The organism is Aestuariivirga sp. (genome assembly GCF_037139295.1).
Classification (GTDB): domain Bacteria; phylum Pseudomonadota; class Alphaproteobacteria; order Rhizobiales; family Aestuariivirgaceae; genus Aestuariivirga.
This window is the reverse complement of sequence record NZ_JBAXGR010000016.1, coordinates 19447-45370: the sequence shown is the minus strand read 5'-3', so window position 1 is coordinate 45370 and position 25924 is coordinate 19447. Positions and strand designations below refer to the sequence as shown.

21 protein-coding genes and 1 other RNA gene are annotated in these 25924 nt (G+C 64.1%); all 22 read right to left on the bottom strand.

Annotated elements, in window-relative coordinates; translation table 11 throughout:
• Positions 1–300, bottom strand: coding sequence for an AzlD domain-containing protein (locus WCJ41_RS06945; RefSeq protein ID WP_336905117.1), 300 nt, complete (start codon positions 298–300; stop codon positions 1–3).
• Positions 297–989 (bottom strand): AzlC family ABC transporter permease, encoded by a 693-nt coding sequence (locus WCJ41_RS06940; protein WP_336905116.1) that lies wholly within the window; start codon positions 987–989, stop codon positions 297–299. Before WCJ41_RS06940 ends, WCJ41_RS06945 begins: the two co-directional genes overlap by 4 nt.
• Positions 986–3094 (bottom strand): NAD-dependent DNA ligase LigA, encoded by a 2109-nt coding sequence (gene ligA / locus WCJ41_RS06935; RefSeq protein WP_336905115.1) that lies wholly within the window; start codon positions 3092–3094, stop codon positions 986–988. Before ligA ends, WCJ41_RS06940 begins: the two co-directional genes overlap by 4 nt.
• Before the next feature lie 3 nt (positions 3095–3097).
• Positions 3098–4768 carry a DNA repair protein RecN gene (gene recN / locus WCJ41_RS06930; protein ID WP_336905114.1) on the bottom strand — a complete coding sequence of 557 codons (1671 nt, stop codon included), beginning with the start codon at positions 4766–4768 and terminating at the stop codon, positions 3098–3100.
• A gap of 44 nt (positions 4769–4812) precedes the next feature.
• A complete protein-coding gene (locus WCJ41_RS06925) occupies positions 4813–5712 on the bottom strand; it encodes an outer membrane protein assembly factor BamD (RefSeq protein ID WP_336905113.1) in 900 nt (299 codons plus the stop codon).
• Positions 5713–5847: 135 nt separating this feature from the next.
• Positions 5848–7437: a cell division protein FtsZ gene (ftsZ, locus tag WCJ41_RS06920; protein WP_336905112.1), complete on the bottom strand. Its 1590-nt coding sequence runs from the start codon at positions 7435–7437 to the stop codon at positions 5848–5850.
• Positions 7438–7575: 138 nt separating this feature from the next.
• The gene (locus WCJ41_RS06915; RefSeq protein ID WP_336905111.1) at positions 7576–8892 is read right to left on the bottom strand and encodes a hemolysin family protein; all 1317 of its coding nucleotides are present in this window, start codon (positions 8890–8892) and stop codon (positions 7576–7578) included.
• Between the two features lie 330 nt (positions 8893–9222).
• The gene (gene ftsA / locus WCJ41_RS06910) at positions 9223–10548 is read right to left on the bottom strand and encodes a cell division protein FtsA (protein ID WP_336905110.1); all 1326 of its coding nucleotides are present in this window, start codon (positions 10546–10548) and stop codon (positions 9223–9225) included.
• A gap of 40 nt (positions 10549–10588) precedes the next feature.
• Positions 10589–11443 carry a cell division protein FtsQ/DivIB gene (locus tag WCJ41_RS06905; protein ID WP_336905109.1) on the bottom strand — a complete coding sequence of 285 codons (855 nt, stop codon included), beginning with the start codon at positions 11441–11443 and terminating at the stop codon, positions 10589–10591.
• Positions 11440–12372, bottom strand: coding sequence for a D-alanine--D-alanine ligase (locus WCJ41_RS06900; protein WP_336905108.1), 933 nt, complete (start codon positions 12370–12372; stop codon positions 11440–11442). Before WCJ41_RS06900 ends, WCJ41_RS06905 begins: the two co-directional genes overlap by 4 nt.
• Positions 12369–13298 carry a UDP-N-acetylmuramate dehydrogenase gene (gene murB, locus WCJ41_RS06895; protein ID WP_336905107.1) on the bottom strand — a complete coding sequence of 310 codons (930 nt, stop codon included), beginning with the start codon at positions 13296–13298 and terminating at the stop codon, positions 12369–12371. The genes WCJ41_RS06900 and murB overlap by 4 nt, the downstream gene beginning before the upstream one ends.
• Positions 13295–14710, bottom strand: a complete 1416-nt coding sequence (murC, locus tag WCJ41_RS06890) for a UDP-N-acetylmuramate--L-alanine ligase (RefSeq protein ID WP_336905106.1) — start codon at positions 14708–14710, stop codon at positions 13295–13297. Before murC ends, murB begins: the two co-directional genes overlap by 4 nt.
• Positions 14711–14713: 3 nt before the next feature.
• A complete protein-coding gene (gene murG / locus WCJ41_RS06885) occupies positions 14714–15802 on the bottom strand; it encodes an undecaprenyldiphospho-muramoylpentapeptide beta-N-acetylglucosaminyltransferase (protein ID WP_336905105.1) in 1089 nt (362 codons plus the stop codon).
• The gene (gene ftsW, locus WCJ41_RS06880; RefSeq protein WP_336905104.1) at positions 15802–16947 is read right to left on the bottom strand and encodes a putative lipid II flippase FtsW; all 1146 of its coding nucleotides are present in this window, start codon (positions 16945–16947) and stop codon (positions 15802–15804) included. Before ftsW ends, murG begins: the two co-directional genes overlap by 1 nt.
• Complete coding sequence (murD, locus tag WCJ41_RS06875; protein WP_336905103.1) at positions 16931–18352, bottom strand: UDP-N-acetylmuramoyl-L-alanine--D-glutamate ligase; 1422 nt, start codon at positions 18350–18352, stop codon at positions 16931–16933. The genes ftsW and murD overlap by 17 nt, the downstream gene beginning before the upstream one ends.
• Positions 18353–18355: 3 nt before the next feature.
• A complete protein-coding gene (gene mraY, locus WCJ41_RS06870) occupies positions 18356–19444 on the bottom strand; it encodes a phospho-N-acetylmuramoyl-pentapeptide-transferase (RefSeq protein ID WP_336905102.1) in 1089 nt (362 codons plus the stop codon).
• A complete protein-coding gene (locus WCJ41_RS06865) occupies positions 19444–20868 on the bottom strand; it encodes a UDP-N-acetylmuramoylalanyl-D-glutamyl-2,6-diaminopimelate--D-alanyl-D-alanine ligase (protein ID WP_336905101.1) in 1425 nt (474 codons plus the stop codon). Before WCJ41_RS06865 ends, mraY begins: the two co-directional genes overlap by 1 nt.
• Positions 20861–22321, bottom strand: coding sequence for a UDP-N-acetylmuramoyl-L-alanyl-D-glutamate--2,6-diaminopimelate ligase (locus WCJ41_RS06860; protein ID WP_336905100.1), 1461 nt, complete (start codon positions 22319–22321; stop codon positions 20861–20863). Before WCJ41_RS06860 ends, WCJ41_RS06865 begins: the two co-directional genes overlap by 8 nt.
• On the bottom strand, positions 22321–24030 hold the full coding sequence (locus WCJ41_RS06855; protein ID WP_336905099.1) for a penicillin-binding protein 2: 1710 nt from the start codon (positions 24028–24030) through the stop codon (positions 22321–22323). Before WCJ41_RS06855 ends, WCJ41_RS06860 begins: the two co-directional genes overlap by 1 nt.
• The gene (gene ftsL / locus WCJ41_RS06850; protein ID WP_336905098.1) at positions 24027–24383 is read right to left on the bottom strand and encodes a cell division protein FtsL; all 357 of its coding nucleotides are present in this window, start codon (positions 24381–24383) and stop codon (positions 24027–24029) included. Before ftsL ends, WCJ41_RS06855 begins: the two co-directional genes overlap by 4 nt.
• On the bottom strand, positions 24384–25382 hold the full coding sequence (rsmH, locus tag WCJ41_RS06845; RefSeq protein WP_336905097.1) for a 16S rRNA (cytosine(1402)-N(4))-methyltransferase RsmH: 999 nt from the start codon (positions 25380–25382) through the stop codon (positions 24384–24386).
• A 110-nt stretch (positions 25383–25492) separates the two neighbouring features.
• Positions 25493–25893: RNase P RNA component class A (gene rnpB, locus WCJ41_RS06840), an RNA gene on the bottom strand.
• Positions 25894–25924: the final 31 nt, after the last annotated feature.

Below are 25924 nucleotides of genomic sequence, written 5' to 3'. Positions count from 1 at the left end.
TCAGTTAAGTGCCGCTCGCAGGACCACCACGCTGACGATCCCGACGATGATGGTCACCGTCAGTGGCAGGCGGAAGAACGCGACGGCGGCCGTGATGGCGGCGGCGATCGACTCCGCCAAGCCCGTGGTCAGGATCACCGGTGCGATCACGGCCATCAGCACTGCCGGTGGCAGCGCATCGAGTGCGGCCTTCATCGGGCCGGAGAGGTTGAGGTCGCGCAGCAGGTAGAAGCCCGAGAGACGGGTGAGATAAGTCGCAACACCCATCCCGACAATGGCGAGGAGCGCGGTGCTGCTCATGGCTCTTCCCCCGCGCGCCACGTGACATAGGCATAGAGCGCGCCCGCGAGGCCACCTGCCACGATGTACCATGGACCATCGAATGCGAGGTGCGTGCCGGCCGCCACTGCACCACTCGCCGCCAGAACGCCCGCCGTGCCCGGCCCTTTCCAGAAGCCCATGAGTATGGCGATGAACATCGCCGAGAATGCGAAGTCGAGGCCGATTGCAGAAGGATCGCCCAGCGCACGGCCCAGCATGGCGCCGGTGCCGGTGGCAATCCACCATGTCGCTGCCAGCGGCAGGGAGACGCCGAGGTAGAAGGCGAGCGTCAGCGGCTCCTGCAGCGCGCGGCGCTCGGCCAGTGCCCAGCTTTCATCCGTCAGGAAATAGGCGACGATCGGGTGCAATGCGCGCGGGATGGCGTCGATGTGGCGCGACAGCGAGGCCGACATCAGCACGTGACGCACATTGACGATCAGCACGGTGAAGGTGAGCAACAGCACAGGAATGGGATCGCGCCACATGTCCACCGCCACGAACTGGGCAGAGCCGGCGAAGACGATGACGCTCATCATCAACGCCTCAAGTGGCGAGAGTCCCTTGGCGGCAGCAAGCGTGCCCCACAGCAGTCCGATGGGAATGTAGGCCACAACCACCGGCGCCACCTCGGCCGCGCCGGTCAGGAAGTCACGTTTCGCCGAACTCACAATTCGCCCACCCGCTCGAACCAGGTGTTCTCATCGATCACCTCGACGCCATGTTTTTCGGCATCCTTGAGCTTGGAGCCCGCGCCGGGACCCGCGACGAGCAGATCGGTCTTTTTGGACACGCTGCCTGCTACCTTGGCGCCCAGCCGCTCCGCCATGGCCTTGGCCTCCTCGCGCGTCATGCGCTCCAGCGCGCCGGTGAAGACCACGGTCTTGCCGGCAACGGGCGAGGTTGTGCTGCGCGCTTCAAGTTCGGTAACGGTGACGTGCTTCAGCAATTCGTCCACCACGTCCCTGTTGTGCGGCTCGCCGAAGAACTGAACCAGAGCCTCCGCGACAACCTCACCGATGCCGTCGATGGCATTGAGTTCGCTCCAGGCATCACCCTCCATGGAGCCCGCGGCGATCATCTGTTCGCGGAAATGGTCCGCCGTGCCATAGGCGCGGGCCAGCGCGCGGGCTGTCGTTTCACCCACGTGGCGAATGCCGAGCGCAAAGATGAAGCGGTCAAGGGCGATGGTGCGGCGGGCATCGATCGCGTCGAATAGCTTGCGAACGCTCGCCTCACCCCAGCCTTCTCGGTTCTTGAGGCGTTTGAGATCCTTCTTGTCGCGTTCTTCCAGCGTGAACACGTCATGCGGCCAGGCGATGAGCCCGTCGGCATAGAATTCCTCGATGATCTTGTCGCCCAGCCCCTCGATATCGAAGGCATTGCGGGAAGCGAAGTGCTTCAACCGTTCGACGCGTTGCGCGGCACAGATGAGGCCGCCGGTGCAGCGGCGCACGGCATCAACCTTGCCGGACGCGCGTTCCTCTCGCACGGCATGCGAGTGGCAGACGGGGCATTCCTGCGGGAAGTGATAGGGCTCGGCATCGGCCGGGCGCTTCTCGGGCACGAAGCCCAAGATCTGCGGGATCACGTCGCCGGCGCGCTGCACGGTGACCGTATCGCCCTCGCGGACGTCCTTGCGTGCGATCTCATCCTCGTTGTGGAGCGTGGCGTTGGTGACGACGACGCCACCGACGGTCACAGGCTTCAGCCGCGCCACCGGGGTAAGCGCGCCGGTGCGGCCCACCTGGATGTCGATCTTCTCCAGTATCGTCATCGCCTTCTCGGCGGAGAACTTGTGGGCAAGGCCCCAGCGCGGGGATCGCGAGACGAACCCCAGCCGGTGCTGCCAGTCAAGGCGGTTCACCTTGTAGACGACGCCGTCAATGTCATAACCGAGATCAGCGCGCTCAGACTCGATCAGGTGATACTGTGCAAGCAGCTCTTCGACCGAGGTACAGAGCTTCGTCAGCGGATTGGTCGGCAGGCCCCAGCTCCTGAAGGCCTCAATGACGCCCATCTGGGTCTTGGCCGGAAGTTCAGGCGCCTCGCCCCAGGCATAGGCGAAGAACTTCAGCGCACGCGACGCGGTGATCGATGCATCCAACTGCCGCAGCGAGCCTGCAGCGGCGTTGCGCGGGTTGGCGAAGGCCTTGTCGTTTGCCGCCGCCTGCCTTTCGTTGAGCGCCGCGAAATCCTTGTGGCTCATGTAGATCTCGCCACGGATCTCGATCAGTTCCGGAGCTGACGCGTGCAGTCGCTTCGGAACATCAGCAATGGTCATCACGTTGGCCGTGACGTTCTCGCCCTCATAGCCATCGCCGCGGGTTGCCGCCTGCACGAGCTTGCGATTCTCGTAGCGAAGCGAGATGGACAGTCCGTCGATCTTCGGCTCGGCAGTGATCGCCACCTCCTCTCCCTCGGGCAAGTCGAGAAAGCGGCGGATCCGCCCCACGAAATCTCGTGCATCCTCCTCCGAGAAACCATTGGAGAGCGACAGCATGGGAACCGCATGTCGCACCTTGCCGAACCTCTCCGCAGCACCGGCACCCACGCGGCGCGCAGGAGAATCCTCGCGGATCAGGTCAGGAAACCGCGCCTCGATGGCCTCGTTGCGCAGGCGCAGTGCGTCATAATCAGCATCGGAGATCAGCGGCGCGTCCTGCTCGTGATAGGCACGGTCGTGCTTCGTGATCTCGGTGGCAAGTGCGGCCAATTCGGCGGATGCCTCGAGGAGCGTCAGGTCCTCGACGGGTGTGGGAGTCTTCTTCGGCATAGGTTATCCCTTGGCCCCCAGCAGCTCGTCAGCCTGGGCGCGGGCGGCCTCGGTGACCTTGGCACCCGACAGCATGCGCGCCACCTCTTCTCGACGGCTCTTGTCCGAGAGTGGCTGGACGCGCGTGACCATGCGCTTCGAAGCCACTTCTTCCATCTTGGAAATCAGCATGTGTTGCGAGGCGCGCGCGGCGACCTGCGGGCTATGCGTCACGGCCAGCACCTGAAGGTTCTCGGCCAGCCGCGAAAGCCGCGCGCCAATGGCATCGGCCACCGCGCCGCCGACGCCGGTGTCGATCTCGTCGAAGACCAGCGTGGGCGCCGAACCCTTCGAAGCGAGGATGACCTTCAGCGCCAACATGAAGCGTGCCAACTCGCCGCCCGAGGCCACCTTCATCAGTGGCGCCAGCGGCGTGCCGGGGTTGGCGGCCACCATGAATTCGATGCGGTCGATGCCCTGCGGGCCGGGCCTTCCCGCATCAGTTTCGATGGAGGCCTCGAAACGGGCCCGTTCCAGCTTCAACGGCGGAAGTTCAGCCATCACCGCCTTGTCGAGGGCCTTCGCCGTCTTGCGACGCTTGTTGGAGAGCTTCTCGGCAGCGGCATCGAAGGCTTCGCGCGCCGCCTTGAATTCCTGTTCGAGTTTCCGCAGGCGGCCGCCACCATCGGTCAGCGCTTTCAGCTCATCGTCGAAGCGCTCACGCACACCAGCGAGCGTATCAACCGTACACTTGAACTTGCGCGCCGCGGCTCGCAGCGCAAAAAGCCGCTCCTCGGATTTCTCCAGCTCCTTCGGATCGAAGACGAAGGCACGTTGCGCCTCTGCAATGGCGCGCTCCGCCTCGCTCACTTCGGTCAGCACGCGGTCGAGCGCCTGGCACACATGGTCGAGACGACCACCTGCGCTCTCACGGCGGCGTTCGAGCTTGCGCAGTGCCGCATTGAGGCGCGCGACCGATGTGCCGTCACCTGCCAGCGCCTCCTCGGCATCAGTCAGGGCCTCGGCATATTGCTCGGAGGACATCATCATCTGGCGAGCTTCGGCGAGCATCGCCTCCTCGCCGGGAATCGGGTTCAGCGCGCGGAGTTCCTCGGCTGCGTGTTCGAGATAGTCACGCTCGGCCTCCGCCCGCTCCATCAGCGCGCGATGTTCGTTCAGAGCCTCCTCGGCCACGGATGATTTCGCCCACAGCACCGCAACGTCACTCACCTCCGCTTCATGGCCGCCGAAGGCATCGAGAAGGCGGCGGTGGGCTGAGACGTCGACAAGTGCGCGGTCGGCATGCTGGCCGTGGATCTCGGCCAGCGCCAAGGCAATCTGGCGCAGCAGGTTCAGGCTCACCGGCTGGTCGTTTATGGCGGCCCGGCTTGGGCCATCGGCATTCTGGATGCGGCGGATGACCAGTTCACCGTCTGCGTCCACCCCCTGCTCCTTCAGGATCGCAAAGGCGGGGTGGTTGCGCGGCAGGGCGAAGGCGGCCGTCACCACGCCGCGCTCGGCACCCGTGCGCACCAGAGAACTGTCGCCGCGTGCGCCAAGCGCCAGGCCCAGCGCGTCGAGCAGGATGGACTTGCCGGCACCGGTTTCGCCGGTGAGCACGGTCAGCCCCTTGTCGAGAGCGATGTCGAGCTTCTCGATCAGGACGATGTCACGAATGGAGAGAGCGGTCAGCATGGTCCGCATTTATAGCGGAGTCGGGGCCCGGCGCGACAGTCGAATTACAGTGGATTCACCGCGTCGAAGGCCCGCGAAATCCAGGATTCCTTGTTGGCCTCGGGCATCACGCCGTCATTGGACACCAGCTGGTAGGCATCCTTGTACCAGGTCGACTGCGGATAGTTGGTGCCAAGGACGGCGGCTGCCGTCTGGGCCTCGGAAACCACGCCCAGCGCCATGTAGCCTTCGGTCAGGCGGTACAGCGCTTCCGGGGTCTGGCTGGTGTTGCGGTATTCGGTGACCACGGTCTTGAAGCGGTTGATACCGGCCAGATAGGCGCCCTGCCGGTAGTAGTAGCGACCAACCTCCATCTCCTTGCCGGCGAGGTGGTCACGCGCCACAAGCACCTTCTTTTCGGCATCCGCAGCATAGGATGTGCCGGGGAAGCGCTGGGCGACTTCCTGAAGCGCGTCGAGCGCCTTCTTGGTGGATGACTGGTCGTGCTTGGTGTTGGCGATCTGGTCGTAATTGCAAACGGCTGCGAGATAATAGGCGTAGCCGACATCCTTGCCGCCGGGATGCAACGTGATGTAGCGGTTGGCGGCGTTGATCGCATCGTCCCATTTGCCAAGCTTGTAGCCGATATAGGCCTGCATCAGGATGGCCTGCGTGGCATAGCTTGAATAGGGGTACTGCCGTTCGACTTCGCCGAACTGCTTCAGCGCCGACTTCAGCGAATTGTCGTTGAGGTCGGCGAGCGCTGCATTGTAGAGCTTGGCGACCTCGGCACTGTCCGATGCCTGGCCCAAGTTGGGCGCCAGCGCAGCGGAGGAGGACCCTGCAGCGGACGAGCTTGAATCATCGCCCCAGATACCGTCCATCAGGCTGGTCGCGCAGCCAGACAGCAGCACTGCGACTGCCGCCGCTGCAATGCCCTGCGAAATCCGTCTCGAAACCTGCACCGAAAACCCCACCTGCACCCGCGAACCGACACATAAACCGATGGCGTGCCGGACGCCAAGCAATGATGCGTTAAAAGCACCAAACCCGGCGGAAGTGTGACCCGCCGGGCTCAGGCTATTCTCTTGCTAGATCAATCAGTTGGCCTGGCGGCGCAGGAAGGCGGGAATCTCCAGCTGGTCATCGTCGAGGTGCTGCTCGTGATGCTGCGTCTGGGGAGCCGGGGAATGGGTGCGAACCGGCATGGGCGGGCGCTGCGGCGCGGACTGCATGGCGATCGACGGCTCACGCTGTGCAGGAGCTGCCGGCGGATCGTCCTTGCGGCCGAGACCGACCGAGGCCAGGCGCTGGAACAGGCCGGGCTTCTTCTTCTCGGCATGGTTGGCGATGGTCTCAATGCGGGTTTGCTGAGCCTCGATCTGCTTCTTCACCTGCGGCGGGAAATCGTCGATGGCGGGCATGCGCACGCGGACAGCAGACGGAGCGGGTGTGCGCTCCGGAATGACGGCGGCCGGGATCGGCGGTGCCACCACGGCATGGTCTTCCTCGATGCGCGCGATGGGCGCGGGGGCTACAGCGGGATGCAATAATGGCGCAGGCGCCGCCACGCGGGCAACGGTGGGAGCAGACACGGGCGCCGCAGCGGCGGCCGGAAGCGGCTTCTTCGTGGGAACAGCCTGCCCCTTGCCATTCCAGCCGAAGACGGAGGGCTTCTCAGGAACTTCTTCAACTTCGGTGACGGACTTGCCGCCCTTGAGCGCTTCGGCAGCGAGACCGGTGGCAACCACCGACACGCGCATGATGCCTTCCAGCGATTCATCGAAGGTGGCACCCAGGATGATGTTGGCCTCAGGATCCACTTCTTCGCGGATGCGGGTGGCCGCTTCGTCGACTTCGTAAAGCGTCAGGTCCGGGCCGCCAGTGATGGAGATCAGCAGACCGCGGGCGCCGCGCATCGACACGTCATCGAGAAGCGGGTTAGAAATGGCGGCTTCGGCTGCCTCGATGGCGCGCTTGTCGCCCGAAGCCTCGCCGGTGCCCATCATGGCGCGGCCCATCTCACTCATGATCGCCCGGACGTCAGCGAAGTCGAGGTTGATGAGGCCTTCCTTGGTCATCAGCTCGGTGATCGAGGCGACGCCGGAGTAGAGCACCTGGTCAGCCATGGCGAAGGCCGCTGCGAAGGTGGTCTTCTCGTTGGCGACGCGGAAGAGGTTCTGGTTGGGAATGACGATCAGTGTGTCGACGTGCTTGGCAAGTTGCTCGATGCCGCGCTCCGCCGTCTGCTGGCGACGGACGCCCTCAAACTGGAACGGCTTGGTGACGACACCGACTGTCAGGATTCCCTGCTCTTTCGCCGCCCGCGCGATGACGGGAGCAGCACCCGTACCGGTGCCACCGCCCATGCCGGCGGTGATGAAGGCCATGTGGGCGCCTGCGAGATGGTCGAGGATTTCGGGCAACGCCTCCTCGGCAGCGGCGGCACCGATCTGCGGCTGAGATCCGGCACCCAACCCCTGCGTCAGGGCTGTACCCATTTGAATGCGGCGCTGCGCGGCGTTCTGCATCAGGGCCTGCGCATCGGTGTTGGCGACGACGAACTCGACCCCCTCCAACCGGCTCTCGATCATGTTGTTGACGGCGTTGCCGCCGGCACCTCCGACGCCGAAAACGGCGATGCGGGGCTTGAGATCGGAAAGGTTCGGAACGGTGAGATTAATGGTCATTTTGCGTGGCGCCCGGAATTGATTTGCCCACTTACCTATTTCTTACCAAATCCATAACAAATGGTTAATACGCGCTAACCATTGGCCTTTCCGGTCTCAAAATATGCCCAGCAATGGACCGCCGGGGTAACGCCCGGTTTAGCCTGCGCTGACCCGGCGGGCCGGGCGGTGCGTTTCCGGGGCTCGGCTGGCCAGCACCTTGTCCACCCGCCTCCCGTCTAGGTCCACAACCTCGAACCGCCAGCTGCCCATCTTCACGGTCTGGCCGAGTGCCGGCAGGTGCTTGATGGCATCGATCACGAGGCCCGCTACCGTCTCGTAGCGGCGCTTGGGCGGCAGAACAAAACCAATGAGTTCCGCCATTTCATCGACGGCCATGTCGCCGGGAAGCAACCATGAGCCATCGTCGCGCTGCACCGCCCGTTCATCCCCCTCGCCCACCGGTTCAAGGCTCCCGGCAATGGCGCTCAGCAGGTCCGCTGCTGTGACAAGGCCGAGCGTGCGACCATATTCATCCTGCACAAAGGCCACGTGAATGGACGAACCGCGGAACAGTTCCATCGCCTCAAGTGCCGGCATTGATTCGGGAATCACCGGCACCTTCTGCACCAGCTTGTCGATCTCGAGCTTGCGCCGCTCGAGCAGCGCATCGGCGACGTCCTTGATGACGACGATGCCAATCACCTCTTCCGGGTCCTCGCCATGGACGGGGATGCGCGAGTGCGGCGTGGCGACGATCTTCTTGCGCAGATCGGCCAGGTCGTCGTCGATGGCGATCATGTCGATGTCCGTCATCGGCGTCATCAGGGCGCGCACCGGGCGGTCGCCCAGACGCATCACGCCGGCGATCATGTCACGCTCGCCACTCTCGATAACGCCCGCCGACTCGGCCTCCTCGATCAGCGACTTGATTTCCTCGTCGGTGACGCCAGCCTCGCTTGACTCCTTGAGGCCCAGCAGTCGGATCAGCGCCTTGCCAGAGCCATCCAACAGCCAGACGAAAGGCCCTGCGATACGCGACAGCACGTCCATGGGATAGGCGACGCGGCAGGCGATGGCCTCCGGATGCTTCAGCGCCAGTTGCTTCGGCACCAGCTCGCCGATGATGACCGAAATATAGGTGATGATGGTGACGACGATGGTGAAGCCAACGGGGCCGGCATATTTCTGCGGCATGCCAAGATCCGCCAGCATGACGGCCAGCCGGTCGCCCAACGCTGCCCCGGAGAACGCGCCAGCCAGAATGCCGACGAGGCTGATGCCGACCTGTACGGTGGAGAGAAAGCGACCCGGGTTCTCGGCCAGGGCAAGCGCCGCGCGCGCACCCTTGACGCCACGGTCACGCATGGACCTGAGCCGCCCGGCGCGGGAGGAGACGATAGCCAGCTCCGACATGGCAAGGACGCCATTCAGGGCCACCAAGGTAAGGACCAGCAGGATTTCAAGCGCGAACATTGAGGCCACGCATATAGGGCCTCACGGCGTCCTGTGCAAATCAGCCCACGACAACGCTTTCCCGGTTGCCACGCCATCATGGCGAACATGCATGAGGTCGGAACGGTGCTCGACCGACTTTCCCCTCAATGACCACGCGATCGCGGCTTCATGGCCATGAGTGGCCGCACCATATCCGGTGAGCCAGTCTGCCACACTTTTCATGAAAACCCTTCACTTCACAGTCCAAAGCCTTGCTTTAAAACAGCTAAAGTGTTGATTGGCGTCATGATGACAGCCGCGTCTCCCCGGAAAACTCTCCGGTTAGGGTCTTCAAGACGTGATGGGAGATCAGAAACTCTCGGCGATCCAGCGACCGACGCGGGTCACGTAGTTCTGCTGTGCGCGCTCCACCTGCTTTGCCTTGTGCTTGGGGAGCTCGTAGTGCGCGTCGGGCTTCAGCGCATAGTTGAGGAGCCCGGCGCAGACCGAGAAGGCCGGGGCGTGAGCGCTCTCGGGCATGCCCGGCACATGGGCCGGGAAACCCATCCGAACCTGACGTCCGGTCCACTGGCTGGCCACTTCCTGCACGCCGTTCAATTGACTGGCACCGCCGGTGATCACCATGCGGCAGCCGCCGAAATGGCCAAGGCCGGAACCGTCGAGGCGATTCCGCAGCATCTCGAATGTCTCCTCGAGGCGCGGGCGGATGATGCCGGTGAGCATCGACTTCGGAACCTGCTGCACCGTGTCCACGCCACGCTCGCCCAGCAGCGGCACCGAGATCATCTCGCGCTCGTCGACAGTGCTGGAGAGAGCCGAGCCCCACAGTGTCTTCATGCGCTCTGCATGGGCAATGGTGGTGGAAAGGCCGCGGGCAATGTCATTGGTGATGTGCTGGCCGCCAATCGGCAGCACGTCGGCCATCACCAGATGGTTCTCGTGGAACACCGCGAATGACGTGGTGGAGCCGCCCATGTCGACGACGGTGACACCCAGCGACTTCTCATCCTCCGCCAGCACGGCGCGGGCCGCGGCATAGGGCGCAATCACGAAGCCCGCGACAGTCAGGTGCGCGCGCTCGACGGCCATGATCAGGTTTTTGAGATGAGGCGCCTCGACGGTGACGACGCTCAGGTCGAGTGCCAGGTTGTCGCCGAACAGGCCAACGGGTTGCTTGATTCCGCTCGCATCGTCAAGGTGATATTGCAGCGGCGTGATGTGCATGATGGACCTGCGACCGGGGTCGACCTGGTCGAGGGCCGCATCGAGCGCACGATCCATGTCGCGCTGCGAGACCTGGCCCATCTGGGTGGGAACCGAACCGATATAGCGCTGCGACAGCGGGCGACCGCCCGACACGTTCACGTAGATTTCGCTGATGGTCCGCTGTGCCATCCGCTCGGCCGCATCAACCGTGAGGCGAATGGCGCGCTCGGCCTCGTCCATATTGACGATGGATCCGCCACGGATGCCACGTGAGAGCTGATAGCCGGTACCGAGAACCTTGAGTGTATATTTGTCGTCGGAGTCCGCGGTGCGGTGCTTGGCGGGAACGGCTTCGGCGATGAGGCAGCTGATCTTGGTGGAACCAATGTCGAGCGCGGCGACTAGGCCGCCCTTGGGAACAACCGTTCCCTTCGTCGTGCCCTTGCCCTGGAACTGAACTACCGTCATCTACGCCAACCCCTCGGAACTCACGCCTGCCCGGCCGGCATCAATTGGTTCCGGCCACCGTCTTCTTGTCTCCGGCCTTCGTGTCGGTTGCGGCGAACTCCGCCACCTCAACCGTCACCCGGCCTTGAAGGCGCAGGTCCAGCGAGCGGATGCCGCGCGCCAGGATGTTCTGCGTCTTGTTCAACTGGTCCGCCATGGCGATTGCCTGCTGCCAGTCCCTTTCCGGCAACTGCACCGTGATGCCGTTGTCGAGATAGAGGGTCCAGCGCCGGCTGCCGACACGGGCCGCTGCCTTCACCTGCAACATTATGTCGGGATAGGCTGCAACTTGGTTAATGAGTTCCGCCGCGGCGACATTTGCGCCCTCGCCTGTAACCAGAGGCAGGCGCACCATGTGCGTGGCCTCGAGGCCACTCATCGCAGCGCCCGACTTGTCGATCACGTAGTAGGCTGTCCCGCGTTGCCAGATGGCGAAGGGCTCGCGCTCCTTCACCTCGACGACAAGCTGGTTGGGAAACAGGCGCTGCACCTTGGCCGTCTCGACCCAGTCGAGATTCTGCAGGATATTGCGCGCCTGTACCGCATCGAAGCCCATCAGCGAACCGCCGGGCTGCACGCCAACAGCGGAAAGCAGTGTCTCCGGCTCATGGTGCTCGAGGCCGGTGATGGTGATTTCCTGCGCCGCCATGCCAACGATGCTGGCCGCCTTGCCCGGAAGCAGCATCCACGGACTGCCCTCGTAATCGAGGTAGCCGCCGTTGAAGAGGCCCGTCATGATCACGCCGCCCAGCAGCAGAAGCGCCGAGGCGCGCGCCGCGAGGCGCACCCGGAGCGTATTGCCCTGGTCAAGCCAGGACTGGCTACGGCGCTGATAGACGGAGAAGTCGTCGGTCATCTGTCCACCGATGCATCGTTGACCATCCAGGTCACGAGTTCCTCATAGCTCTGGCCCGCATGCGCGGCCAGTTCCGGCACCAGCGATGTGCCGGTCATGCCGGGCTGGGTGTTCACTTCCAGCACGATCAGGTCGCCCGTATTGTCGTCATAGCGGAAATCGGTGCGCGACACGCCGCGGCAACCAAGGGTATTGTGAGCTGCCAGCGCATAGTCCTGGCACTTGGCATAGACGTCCGCCGGAATTTGTGCCGGAAGAATATGCTGCGAACCGCCCGGCGCATATTTGGCCTCGTAGTCGTACCAGCCGGAGCCTTTCGACACGATGTCGATGACGCCCAGCGCCCTGTCACCGATCACGGCACAGGTGAGCTCGCGGCCCGGCACGAAACGCTCGACCATGGCATGGCTGCCGAAGGTGGCGCGCTCATCCAGAACGGCCTTCACAGGCGTGTTTGCACCTTCGAGCACGATATGGACGCCGACGCTGGATCCTTCCGCTACCGGCTTCACGACATAGGGCGGCTTCATCGGATGACCGGCCGCAACGTCTTCGAGCGGCACCAGCAGGCTTTCTGCCACCGGCACGCCAGCGGCACGGAACACGATCTTGGACTTTTCCTTGTGCATGGCCAGCGATGAGGCCAGCACGCCGGAATGCGTATAGGGAATCTGCAGCGTCTCGAGGATGGCGGCACAGCAGCCGTCTTCACCCCACTTGCCGTGCAGCGCATTGAAGGCTACGTCCGGCTTCACGCGTTGCAATTCAGCAACGACTGTCTCGCGCTTCACATCGATCGGCACGGTCTTGAAGCCAGCACGCTCCAGCGCGGCTGTGCAGGCCTTGCCAGAACTGAGGCTCACCTCGCGTTCGGCGGACCAGCCGCCAAGCAGCACGGCAACCGTCGTCTGTGACGGCACTCGGCTCATGCCGCACCCTCAAGCTTGAGACCAATGCGCTTGATCTCCCAGTCGAGTTCGATGCCGGACGTCGCCTTGACCTTGGCGCGAACGGTTTCACCAAGCTCCTCGATCTGGGCGGCGGTGGCCCCGCCCTCGTTGATCAGGAAATTGCAGTGGAGTTCGGACACCTTGGCAGGGCCGACCGCAAGACCGCGCATGCCGGCCTTGTCGATCAGCTGCCAGGACTTGTTGCCCGGCGGGTTCTTGAAGGTGGAGCCGCCCGTGCGGCTCTTGACCGGCTGGGTGGCCTCTCGGCTTTCCGTGATCTTGTCCATGGCAGCGGAAATTTCGGCGGGATCGCCCGCGCGGCCCTGGAACAGCGCCTGCGTGAACACGAGGTCCTCGGGCGCGCCGCAGTGGCGATAGGCGTATTTCATGTCCGCGTTGGTAAGCACGTGGATATTCCCCGACCGGTCGACAGCGCGCGCCTCGATCAAAATGTCCTTGGTCTCGCCCCCATAGGCCCCGGCATTCATGCGCAACGCACCACCGATCGTGCCCGGTATACCTCTCAGAAAGGTTAACGAGTCGATACTTTTCTCCAGCGCGAAGCGGGCGACGCGCACGTCCAGCGCCGCCGTCCCTGCCCGCACGCGATGGCCAGGCTCCTCAGTGATCTCGGCAAAGCCCTTGCCCAAACGGATCACCACGCCCGGCACGCCGCCATCGCGCACCAGAAGGTTGGAGCCGACGCCGATCACATAGATTGGCACGTCCTTCGGGGTATCCTTCAGGAACGCCGCAAGGTCCACCTCGTCGGCAGGCGTGAACAGCACTTCAGCCGGGCCACCAGCGCGAAACCAGGTGAGGTCGGCGAGCGGCGCATTGGCCTCGAGCCGCCCACGCATCTGCGGCAGGCGCTTCAGCAGCGCGTCACCGTCGAGCTTCGTCATGACGGTGCCTTGTCAAAGGCCTCCAACTGGCCCGGCAGTGCATAGGCCCACTGGGTGATGGTGCCCGCCCCGAGACACATCACGATGTCGCCGGGCTTCGCAATGCCGCGCACCAGCGGAGCCAGCTGCTCGGGCTTCTCGATCGTATGGACCGAGCGGTGGCCGCGAGACTTGAGACCTTCGGCCAGAGAAGTGTGCGACACGCCGTCGATGGGCTGCTCGCCCGCCGCATAGACGGGTGCCACGACAACCGTGTCGGCATCGTTGAAGCAGGTGCAGAACTCGTTGAACAACGACGAAAGCCGCGTGTAGCGGTGCGGCTGCATCACCGCGATCACCTTGCCCTTGGCAACGCCACGCGCCGCCTTCAGCACCGCGGCAATCTCCACCGGGTGGTGGCCATAGTCATCATAGACGGTGATGCCGTTGTGCTCGCCAGTGCGCGTGAAGCGGCGCTTGACGCCGGTGAAGCTCTTGAAGCCCTTGCGAATGTCATCGTCCGATATGCCAAGTTCCTTGGCGACCACGATCGCCGCCGTGGAGTTCAGCGCGTTGTGGTCGCCTGGAATGGCGAGGCTGAGATTTTCGATATCATGGGTTTCACCCGTGCGGCGGTTGGTCAGGCGTACCGAGAAGCGTGTCTCGCCATCTTCGTATCGCACGTCAGTCAGGCGCACGTCGGCTTGCGGGCTGCGGCCATAGGTGATGACGCGGCGGTCACGCACCTTGCCGATCATCTCCTGCACCACCGGATGGTCGATGCACATCACGGCGAAGCCATAAAAGGGAATGTTCTCGACGAAGGCGAGGAAAGCCTCCTTGGCCTTGTCGAAGGTTCCGTAGTGGTCAAGGTGCTCCGGATCAATGTTGGTGACGATCACGATATCGGCCGGAAGCTTGACGAAGGTGCCGTCAGATTCATCCGACTCCACCACCATCCAATCGCCCTTGCCGAGGCGCGCATTGGTGCCATAGGCATTGATGATGCCGCCGTTGATCACCGTCGGGTCGAGGTTGCCAGCATCAAGCAGTGCCGCCACCAGCGATGTGGTGGTGGTCTTGCCATGCGTGCCGCCAACGGCAACACAGGATTTGAAGCGCATCAGCTCTGCCAGCATTTCGGCGCGGCGCACGATGGGCAGGTAGCGGTTGCGGGCTTCGACGAGCTCCGGATTGTCTTCCTTCACGGCGGAGGAGACGACCACGACTTGTGAATCGCCCAGGTTCTCCGCCTTGTGGCCCACGTGGACGTCGATGCCGTTCTTGCGCAGCCGGGCGACATTATAATTGTCGGTGAGGTCGGACCCCTGCACCTTGTAGCCCAGCGTGGCCATGACCTCGGCAATGCCGCTCATGCCGATGCCGCCGATGCCGATGAAGTGGATGGGGCCGACATTGCCCGGGAGTTTCATGGCTTATTTCCCTGCGAGTTTGACCGCGAGATCCGCAAGCCGCTGGGCTGCATCGGGTTTACCGTGCCCCAGGGCCGCCGCCGCCGCCTGTTGAAGTTGGCCCTGTTGAGAGCGGAGAGATGTCAGAAATTGGGCAAAGGTCTCAGGTGCCAGAGAGGCCTGTGGATGGACCCATCCGGCCCCTGCCGTTGCAAAGCTTTCGGCGTTCCGCAACTGGTCATTGTCCAGCGCATGCGGCAGCGGCACCATGACGGCCGGGCGGCCGATGACGCCTAGCTCGGCAATGGTCGAGGCGCCCGAGCGACAAACAACGAGATGGGACGCCGCGATGCGCTTCGGCATGTCCATGAAGAACGGAGCGAGGTCGCAGTCGAGGCCCAGCGCCTTGTAGGCGGTTGAGACCACATCCATGTTTTCGGCCCTCACCTGCTGGGTGAGCCTGATCCCTGCCCGCTGCCCGGGCGTCATCGCCCCGAAGACCTTGGGCATGAATTCGCCGAAGAACTGCGCGCCCTGGCTGCCGCCGAAGACGAGGAGGTTGAAGGTATCGAAGGCCGGGTAAGGTGCCGCCTTCTCCTTCAACGCGATGTCGCGCACCGGATTGCCGGTAAAGGTGAGCTTGTCCTTCGCTTCGGGCGGCAGGCCCAGCAGCGTTGGGAACGACGAGGCCACGGCGTCGGCCCATTTCGCCAGCACACGATTGGCGCGCCCCATCACCGCATTCTGGTCATGCACGCAGGACGGTATCTTCAGCCGCGCCGCCGCCATGATGGGCGGAAAGGACGGGTATCCACCGAAGCCGATCACCGCGAGCGGCTTCACACGCTTCAGGATGGCGCGTGCTGCGCGATAGCCGCCATAGAGCCGCAAAGCGCGCCCCGGCACCAGCCATGGCTTCGACAGCGACAGCGTGGCGGACGGAACGACATGGGTCTCCACAGCAGGGAAGGACTTGCCATAGTCCCGCACCCGCTCGTCGGTCATCAGGTGAATGGTGTAGCCACGCCGATTGAGCTCCTCGGCCAGCGCCTGGGCGGGAAACAGATGCCCGCCAGTTCCACCAGCTGCGAGGACGAAGGTACCCTTGCTCATCAGGCGTAGGACACGTTGAGTTGAGGCACGCTCGAACGCACGCCAAAGCGCTTGCGGCCCAGCGCCAGGACAAGGCCCATGCCGAAGGCCATGCCCAGCAGTGAAGAGCCGCCGTAGGAGATGAAAGGCAGCGTCATGCCCTTGGCCGGCAGCAGTGCCACGTTCACGCCCATGTTGATGACCGCCTGAAAGCCGAAGATCAGGCCGAGGCCGGAGAGCGCCAGCGCCGCGAAGGGATCGGGCTCCTGCTTGGCACGCACCAGGATCTTCAGCACCACGAAGGCAAAGAGCGACATTAGGATGATGCAGGCGATGAGACCGAACTCCTCGCCAACGACTGCGAAGGTGAAGTCGGTGTGGGCGTCGGGCAGCACGAGCTTGGCCTGGCCGCCGCCCGGTCCGGTGCCCATCAGGCCGCCATTCTTGAACGCCTCGAGTGCTGTATCTACCTGGAAGGTGTCGCCCTTGTCCGGGCTCATGAAGCGGTCGATGCGCGAGCGCACATGGTCGACAAGCTCATAGGCAGCGAACACGCCTGCAACGCCCAGCGCACCAAGGCCCAGCACGGTGAACCACGAGATGCCGTAGATCAGCAGCATCGAGCCGAAGGTGAGGATGACGAGCGCCGTCTGCCCGAAGTCAGGCTGGATGATGAGCAAACCGATGAAGGCCGCCGCGAAGATCAGCGCGATCACCTGACCCGGCATCTCCGGCCGGCGCGTGTGTTCGGCAAGGAACCACGCAGCGACAATGACGAAGGCGGGCTTGGCGAACTCAGAGGGCTGCAGGTTGATCGGCCCGATGTTGATCCAGCGGTGCGCCCCCTTGATCTCGGGTCCGTAAAACAACGCGGCAGCCATCAGGCCCAGGGCCACGAAGAATACCAGAAGCCCGGCACGGCGGGCATAGCGCGGCGGAAAGAACGAGAGCGTCACCAGCACCGGCACGGCGAGACTGAGGTAGAAGAGCTGGCTCTTGATGAAGTGGAAGGTGTCAGCACCGATGCGCTCGGCCACCGGCGGGCTTGCCGCCATGGAGACGAGCACGCCTGAGGCCATGAGCAGGAGCACGGCAAACATCAGGCCGCGGTCCACCGTGAACCACCAGCGCGCGAGCAGGCCGCGGTCGCTACGTCCGAGCAGCATGGGCATCTCCTGGAATTGTCATCTCGCTACCGGGAAGCAGGGATACGGCCTTGACGAAGGCATCTCCCCGCACTTCGAAATTTGGATATTGGTCGAAGCTCGCGCAGGCGGGCGACAACAGGATAACCGCGCCGGGCTTGGTCTCCCTCTGCGCATCGCGAAGTGCCGCGACAACTGCATGCTCCAGCGTGCCGCAGTCCTCATAGGGCAATGCGGCGCCGATGGTATTTGCAAAGTCCTTCGCCGCCTGGCCGATGAGATAGGCACGCGCCACGTGGCCGAACAGCGGCTGCAGCGGTTCGATGCCACCCGCCTTGGCAATGCCGCCAGCAATCCAGTAGATGTTCTCGAACGACGCCAGCGCCTTCTCCGCCGCATCGGCATTGGTGGCCTTGGAGTCGTTGATGAAGGCAATGGCACCGACGCGGCCAACCTGCTGCATGCGGTGCGCGAGGCCGGGAAAGCTCATCATCGCCGCAGCGATGGTTTCGGTGTCAACGCCCAATGCGATGGCTGCGCCATAGGCCATGCAGGCGTTCTGCCAATTGTGGCGACCCTTGAGGGCCGGCATGGCGCGAAGGTCGATCTCGGCCTTCACCGCGCCGCTGCGCTTGTCGCGCAGCACGCCGTCATGCGCGGTGATGCCGTCACTCAGGTCCTTCACCACCGAGACGCGGCGCAGGTCGGAACCGGTCGCCACGGTCCTCTCCGCAATCGCCGAACACCAGTCGTCATCAACACCGCACAGTGCAGTGTCGCCCTTGTGCTGGCTGGCGAAGATGCGTGACTTCACGGCGGCATAGTTTTCCATGGTGCCATGGCGGTCGAGATGGTCGGGCGTGATGTTGGTGAGGATGCCGACATGCGGGTCGAGGCGGGGCATCAGGTCGATCTGGAAGGACGAGAGTTCCAGGACATAGACGCGGCCCTTCACCGGCTGGCGCAGCAGGAACACCGCCTTGCCGATATTGCCGCCCACGTCCACGTCGAGCCCTGCCTGGGCCAGCACGTGGCCCGTCAGCGCCGTGGTGGTCGACTTGCCATTGGTGCCGGTGATGGCGACGATACGCGAGCCTGCCGCAGCCGCCTCGCGTGCGAAGATTTCAGTATCGCCGATCACCTCGATCCCGGCATGGCGGGCCTTGAGAACGGTCCAGTGCGGCTCGGGGTGGGTGAGCGGAACGCCAGGGCTCAGCACAAGCGCATCGAGCGTGGCGAAGTCCAGCTGGTGCAGATTGCTGATTGGCAGTCCGGCCGCCCTGCCCTTCTCCACGGAAGGCGCAGAATCATCCCAGGCATGAACCGTCGCGCCGCCCAGCTGCAGCGCTTCGATGGTGGCGGTGCCGGAACGCGCGAGGCCGAAAACGGCGACGGTCTTGCCCTTGAATGTGGTGGCGGGGAACAAGAACTACCTCAGCTTCAGCGTGGAAAGCCCGATCAGCGCCAGAACGATGGCGATGATCCAGAAGCGGATGACGATGGTGGGTTCCTTCCAGCCCTTCTGCTCGAAGTGGTGGTGCAACGGCGCCATGGCGAAGACGCGCTTGCCGGTCATCTTGAACGAGGCCACCTGGATGATGACGGAGAGCGTCTCCAGCACGAAGAGGCCGCCGATGATGCCCAGCACGATCTCGTGCTTGGCAGCGACAGCGATGGCGCCCAGCGCGCCACCGAGTGAGAGCGAACCCGTGTCACCCATGAAGATCATGGCAGGCGGGGCATTGAACCACAGGAAGCCAAGCCCAGCGCCCACGATGGCACCGCAGATGATGGCGAGTTCGCCCGCCCCCTTCACGAAGTGAAGTTCGAGATAGCTCGAGAAATTGTAGTTGCCCACGAGGTACACGATGAGACCGAGGCTGGCGGCCGCTATCATCACCGGAACGATTGCGAGACCATCAAGCCCATCCGTCATGTTCACCGCATTGCCGGCGCCCACCACCACGAACATGCCGACGAAGATGAAAAACACGCCGAAGGGAATGAGCAGGTCCTTGAAGAAGGGAACGGCGAGCGAGGTGGCCAGCGGCTTGTCGCCGATCCACATGAACATGGCCACGGCCAAGCCCGCGATCGCGAACTCGGCCAGCAAGCGCACCTTGCCGGAGAAGCCCTTGGTTGTCGCCTTAGTGACCTTGAGGTAGTCGTCGTAGAAGCCGATTGCGCCGAAGCCGAGCGTCACGAACAACACGGCCCACACATAGAGGTTGCGCAGGTCCGCCCACAGCAGCGTGCCGACGAAGATGCCCGACAGGATCATCAGGCCGCCCATGGTGGGCGTTCCCTGCTTCTCGACAATGTGGCGCTGCGGCCCGTCGGAACGGATCGGCTGGCCCCGGCCCTGCTTGACCTTGAGGAGCGAGATGATGCGTGGCCCGAACAGGAACACGAAGATCAGCGCGGTGATGATGGCAAGCCCCGTGCGTGACGTCTGGTAGCGGAAGACGTTGAAGGGGGACACCTCATCCGCGAGGCCGCTGAACAAAAGAAATAACATCAGGTCTCCTTGGCAAGCGGCGGGTGGGCCGCCCTGATCTTCTCTACCAGCGGCCCCATGCGGCTGCCGAGCGAACCCTTGATCATCACCACGTCGCCGGGCCTGAGGCCCTTGAGCAACGCATCACGCAGTCCTTCGGACGTTTCCGCATGGGCGCCGCGCCTGTGTGGGGCCACGCACGCCCAGAGATTCGCCATCAAGGGACCTACGGCATATAAGACATCGACTTTGGCGGCGTCCATCGGTTCGAGAAGGCCGGCGTGAAGTGCCGGGCTCTGCTCGCCCAGTTCGAGCATGTCGCCCAGAACCGCGATGCGACGTCCGCCGCGCGGCGGCTGGGCGGCGCCCAGCAGGCCAAGCGCTGCCGCAACGGAAGCCGGGTTGGCATTGTAACTTTCATCGATCAGCAACAACTCGCCATCGGCGATCGACAGCCGCTCACGCACGCCGCGGCCCTTGGCGGGCGCGGCATGGGCCAGCGCCAGCGCAGCGCGGGCAAGGTCTGCGCCGGTCAGTTTCGCGGTCGCGAGAACAGCGAGGCTGTTCACCGCCATGTGCTCGCCAGGCAAGCCCAGCTTGTAGGATACGGTCTCGCCCATCACATCGGCGGTGATGCAGCAGCAGTCGGGAAGCAGCGCAACCCGCTCCATGCGCACATCCGCTGCCGGGTGCTTGCCGAAGGAAACGACGCTGCGCACGCCGCAGGCCCAGGCAGCGGCGGAGAGTCGCTCAAAGTAGGGCGTGTCGCGGCTGATCACGGCACTGCCGCCCGGCACGATGCCGGAGAATATTTCAGCCTTGGCATCGGCAATCTCGTCGAGCGAGTTGAAATTGCCGAGATGGCTCGCAGCGATGGTGGTGATGATCCCCACATGCGGGCGCACCATGGCGACGAGCGGCGTGATTTCTCCCGAATGGTTCATGCCAACCTCGAAGATACCGAAGGCGGCACTCCGCGGCATGCGGGCCAGCGTGAGCGGCACACCCCAGTGATTGTTGAAGGATGCGGCGGAGGCATGCGTCTCGCCCGAGGCCGAGAGCGCCGTGCGCATCATCTCTTTGGTCGAGGTCTTGCCGACGCTGCCGGTGATGGCGACGATCTGTGCTTCTGAGCGAGCCCGCGCCGCGATGCCCATCTGCTCCAATCCGCGCAGCGGATCGTCCGCCACTTCCAGCACAGGCCCCTCCGCCAGCATGTCCGGCGTGACGCGTGAAACGAGGCCGAGGCCCGCACCGGCCTTCAGCGCATTGGCAACGAAGTCGTGTCCATCATGCTTGTCGCCCTTGATGGAAACGAAAATGTCGCCCTGCCCCACCGCGCGGGAATCGATGGTGACTGCAGTGAGCGGCTTCGTCACCGTGCCGTGCAGCTTGCCACCCGTCGCGGCGAGAAGCTCTTCGATGGTCCACAACGCCTCAGCCATGATAGTCGCGGCCTTCAATGGCAGCCATCACGGCCTCGTGGTCGCTGAACGGGAGAACCTGCTTGCCGATCTTCTGGCCCTCCTCGTGGCCCTTGCCGGCGACGATCAGCAAATCGCCTGCCTGCAATTCATCGACCGCCGCACGGATTGCCGCAGCGCGGCTTCCAACTTCGGTGGCACCCGGTGCCGCAGCCATGATGGCGGCGCGGATGGACGCGGGCTCCTCGGTGCGCGGATTGTCGTCCGTGACATAAACCTTGTCGGCAAGGCGCGTGGCAATCTCGCCCATGATCGGACGCTTTGCACGATCGCGGTCACCACCGCAGCCGAAGACCACAAAGAGGCGGCCCCTGGTATAGAGCCTCAGAGAAGCCAGCGCATTCTCCAGCGCATCCGGCTTGTGGGCATAGTCGACGAAGACGGGTGCCCCCTTTGCAGAGCGGCCCACCAGTTCGAGCCGGCCCTTGGCGCCCTTCAGCGACTGCAGTGAATGCATCACCTGCGCCTCGTCGCCACCCGTGGCGAGCACGAGGCCGGCGGCGATCAGCGCGTTTGACACCTGGAAATCGCCAGCAAGTGGCAAGTCGACTTCATAGGAGCGGCCATGGACAGACACCGTCACATGCTGGCTCCCCGCTTCGCGGCGAACATTGACGATGCGGATGGCCTCGCCCTTCAGGCCCACGCTCCACACCTTGAGGCCATATGCCGCAGCGCGGCGGGCCGCCTCTTCGCCACGCGGCGTATCGACGTTGATGACGGCGGCACCACCAGGCGCCACGAGTTCTTCGAACAGGCGCATCTTGGCGTTGAAATAATCCTCCACCGTCGGGTGGTAATCGAGGTGGTCGTGCGACAGGTTGGTGAAACCCGCCGCGGCGAGGCGCAACCCGTCGAGACGGTACTGATCGAGGCCATGGCTCGAAGCTTCGATTGCGAGATGTTCGACCTTCTCCTCAGCCAGCCTGGCAGCCAGTTCCTGAAGCTTCATGGCATCAGGGGTCGTATGCTCGAGCTCGATGGTGCCCGAGGGTGACACGACGCCCACCGTGCCGAGGCTGGCGGCGGGAAAGCCCATCGCAGTCCAGATCTCGCGCACGAAGGTGGCGACCGACGTCTTGCCACTGGTCCCGGTGACCGCGACAATGGTGTCAGGTTGCCGGCCATAGAAGCGCGCAGCCATGCGCGCGAACAGCTGGCGCGGATTCGTTGAAGCGATCAGTGCCGCGCCCGGGGCCTGCGCGCCCTCACCCGCGATCACCGCGATGGCACCGGCTGCAATGGCCTGCGGAATGAACTTCGCGCCATCGACATGCGTGCCCGGCAGCGCCGCAAACACGAAGCCCGGCTTCACCGCGCGGCTGTCGGCAGTGAGGCCCGCAACGGACAAGGCCTCCGCATCCTTGGGGAGCGGGGCCTCGCTGCCGACGAGAGACCTAAGACGAATGGTCATCAGTTCTGCTTCTTCTTCTTTTCCGTCTCCTCGAGCTTGGCCAGCTTCTGGAGGTCTTCTTGGGAGAACACCGGCTCGACGCCGAGCATGGGTGCGATGCGTTCGACGATGTTGGCTGCGGTGGGCACGGCATTCCAGCCGGCCGTGGCGAAGCCATAAGTGCCGGGAATGGCCTTCGGTTCGTCGAGCATCACCATCACGAGGTACTTGGGGTTATCCATCGGGAAGGCCCCGATAAAGGAGGACAGGCGCCTGTTCTTGTCATAGCGGCCGTTCACCACCTTCTCGGCGGTGCCGGTCTTGCCACCCACCCGATAGCCGATCACGTCGGCCTTGGAGGCGGACCCGACTTCAGCATTGCGCCGGAACAGGTAGCGCAGGGTATCGCTGGTCGACTCCTTGATCACCGTGGTGGCCATGGCCATGGCCTCCTCCTCGTTCTGGCGAAGGAAGGTGGGCGTGATGAGATGACCGCCGTTGAGAAGACCTGCAACCACCGCAGCACCCTGCAACGGCTGCACGGCAAAACCGTGGCCGAAGGCGGTGGTGGCGGTGACGAGCCTGCTCCAGCGCTTGGGCAGCAGCGGCCGCGCAGCCTCTGGAAGTTCGGTCTGCAGCTTGTCGAACAGGCCGACCTTGCGCAGGAAGGCCTGGTGCTCTTCGAGCCCCACTTCCAGCGCCATCTTGGCCGTGCCGATGTTGGAGGATTCGCAGAACACTTCCTCGGTGGTCAGCGGGCGGTGCTGGGGGTGGAAGTCATGAATGCGCGCACTGCCGATGACCAGCGGGTAGCGCGTGTCGAACACGCTCTGCAGCGTCACCTTGCCGGAATCGAGCGCCATGGCGAAGGTCACGGCCTTGATGACTGAACCCAGCTCATAAACGCCGCTGGTCATGCGGTTCTGCTGGTCCTTGGAGAAGTTCTTGTTCTCCTGGTTCGGATTGAAGTCGGGGAGAGACACCATGGACAGCACTTCGCCCGTGTCGATGTCCATGACGATGCCGCCGCCGGCGATGGCATGGAACTTTTCGATGGCCCTGCCCACCTCGTCGAGCACTGCCGCCTGGACGCGGATGTCGAGCGAAAGCTGCGCGGGCTCGGTGCGGTGCTCGGTGGGCTCCGCCAGCGACGCGGTGTAAAGTGCGCCACGGTCGTCGAGGTACTTCTCGACACCGGCAATGCCCTTGGTGTCGAGGTCGACATAACCCACAACATGCGAGGAGAGGCGCCCCTGCGGATAGACGCGGCGGCGCTCGTTGACGTAGCTCACGCCGGGAATGCCGAGATTGTAGACGGCGTCACGTTCTTCCGGAGACACCTGCCGCTTGATCCAGGCGAAACGCTTGGCGGTCGTCAGCTTGCGTCGCAGGTCCTTGGCATTGAGGTCCGGCATGGTGGCGGTCAGCGCCTCCACGGCCTCGTCGATGTCAATGATCTTGGATGGGTCGGCAAAAATCGAGGCCACTGCCACGTCGGTCGCCAGCAGCACGCCATTGCGATCGATGATGTCGGGGCGCGGCAGCGGGCCTTCAACGATCGGGCGCACCGGATCATCCGGCTTCGGGAAGATGGTGAGGTGCGTCAGCTGCCCGCCAATCGTCAGGAAGGCCGCCGCAAAACAGATGCCGATGAGCCGCAGCCGGTTCTGCCCAGCCAGCCGGGGCGGTGTTTCATCCGTAGACTGATGGTCGGAGATCAGTTCGGTCATGGCTGTTTCATATCGTCGATGATGGCGCCGATCGGATCGCTTCCCTCCGCCTGGAGGTTCATCACGGGTTCGGCGGGAACGTGGTTGGAAATGTCGTCGAGCTTGACGATCTGCTGCGCCTTCAGCGTCGACAGGCCAAGGAAACGCTCGGCCAGCGTGCGGATGCGGTCAGGCCGGATGAGGCTCGACCACTCGGCGTTGAGCAGGCGCATGTTCTCGGTCTCGGCCTCGATGCCACGCTGCAACTTCGCGGCCTCGCGCTCGAAGCCACGCGTCTCGTGCTCCAGCGAATAGAGGATGAAGCCGGACACCAGCACCGCCGTGACAAGCAAGAGGTTGAGGAGCTTGTGCATCTAGTGTCGCGTTCCCTGAACGCTGAGGCCGATCTCGTCGGCGATGACGGGCATGGGCGGAGCCGCGGTGCGAATGCCGGCGCGCAGCTTGGCCGAGCGCGCGCGCGGGTTCAGCCGCGCTTCGGCATGGCTGGCGCCGAGGTGACCCTTGAAGGGAAGCTCGAAGCTGGGCTCCGGCCCCTTCACCGCACCCGGCAGGTGGCGCGAGCCCGAAGGCAGCTTGCCGGCGCGCGAGGCGAAGAAGCGCTTCACGATCCGGTCTTCCAGCGAATGGAAGGTGACGACCACGAGGCGGCCACCCTGCGGCAGCAGGCGCTCGGCGGCATGCAGCGCCTCGACGAGCTCATCGAGCTCGCCGTTCACGTGGATGCGCAGCGCCTGGAAGGTGCGCGTGGCGGGATGAATCTTGTCCGGGCGCGGTCGCCCGGTCACGCGCTCGATGGCCTTGACCAGGCCATGCGTGGTGGTGATCGGCGCTTCCTTGCGCGCCTCGATAATGGCGCGGGCGATGGCGCGCGAGCGCGGCTCCTCGCCGAAAACATAGATGATGTTGGAGAGCGTCTCCTGCGGCAACGAGTTCACCGCATCCGCCGCCGAGGTTCCGGACTGTGCCATGCGCATGTCCAGCGGCCCGTCGCGCAGGAAGGAGAAGCCACGCTCGGCTTCGTCGATCTGCATGGAGGATACGCCGATGTCGAGAACGATGCCGTTGATGCGCTCCGCCCCGACGAGGGTTTCCATGTCGGCGAAGCGGCCCTCGCGCAGGCTGAGGCGCGGCGCAAATTCCGAAACCAGCGACTGCCCCGCCCGGATGGCCGAGGGGTCGCGGTCGATGGCGATGACCTTGCAGTCCGCCGCACCGAGGATGGCGCGGGTGTAGCCACCGGCCCCGAAGGTGCCATCCACGTAAACGCCCCCGTCACGCGGCGCGAGTGCGCTCAGCACTTCGGGCAGCATCACGGGAACATGCGGCGGGTGGGTATTTTCCTGGGCGGCCATGGCAAGCCTAAATCACGGTGAAAAAGGCGTTAATCTTCAGTCCGACATTGCAATCGGCCTGCTTAACAATTGGTTTCGATTCACGCGTTGCGGAGCATTTGGCGGGGGATAATGCCAGCCGGCCTGTAAGCCGGGTTTTGTCCCTGCGGGTTGCCCCGCAATGGATGACCATTCATCTGGAACGCCCGTTGCCGGACGCTTCACGCAACCTACCCGGGCAGCTGGAACGGAAACGTCCCTGGCGGACTTGCGTCCGCCGCGCCACCCCTATTCGGTCTTGCTCCCGGTGGGGTTTGCCATGCCGTCCTCATTGCTGAGGCCGCGGTGCGCTCTTGCCGCACCTTTTCACCCTTGCGTCAGGCCGAAGCCCGGATCCGCGGTATCTTTTCTGTGGCACTTTCCCTGGGGTCGCCCCCGCCGGGCGTTACCCGGCACCGTGTTTCCATGGAGCCCGGACTTTCCTCCCCCGCACCCTTTCGAGCATAGCGGCAGCGGTCATCCAGCCAGCTGGCAGGTGGGCAAGTAGGCGATTGCACCGGGAA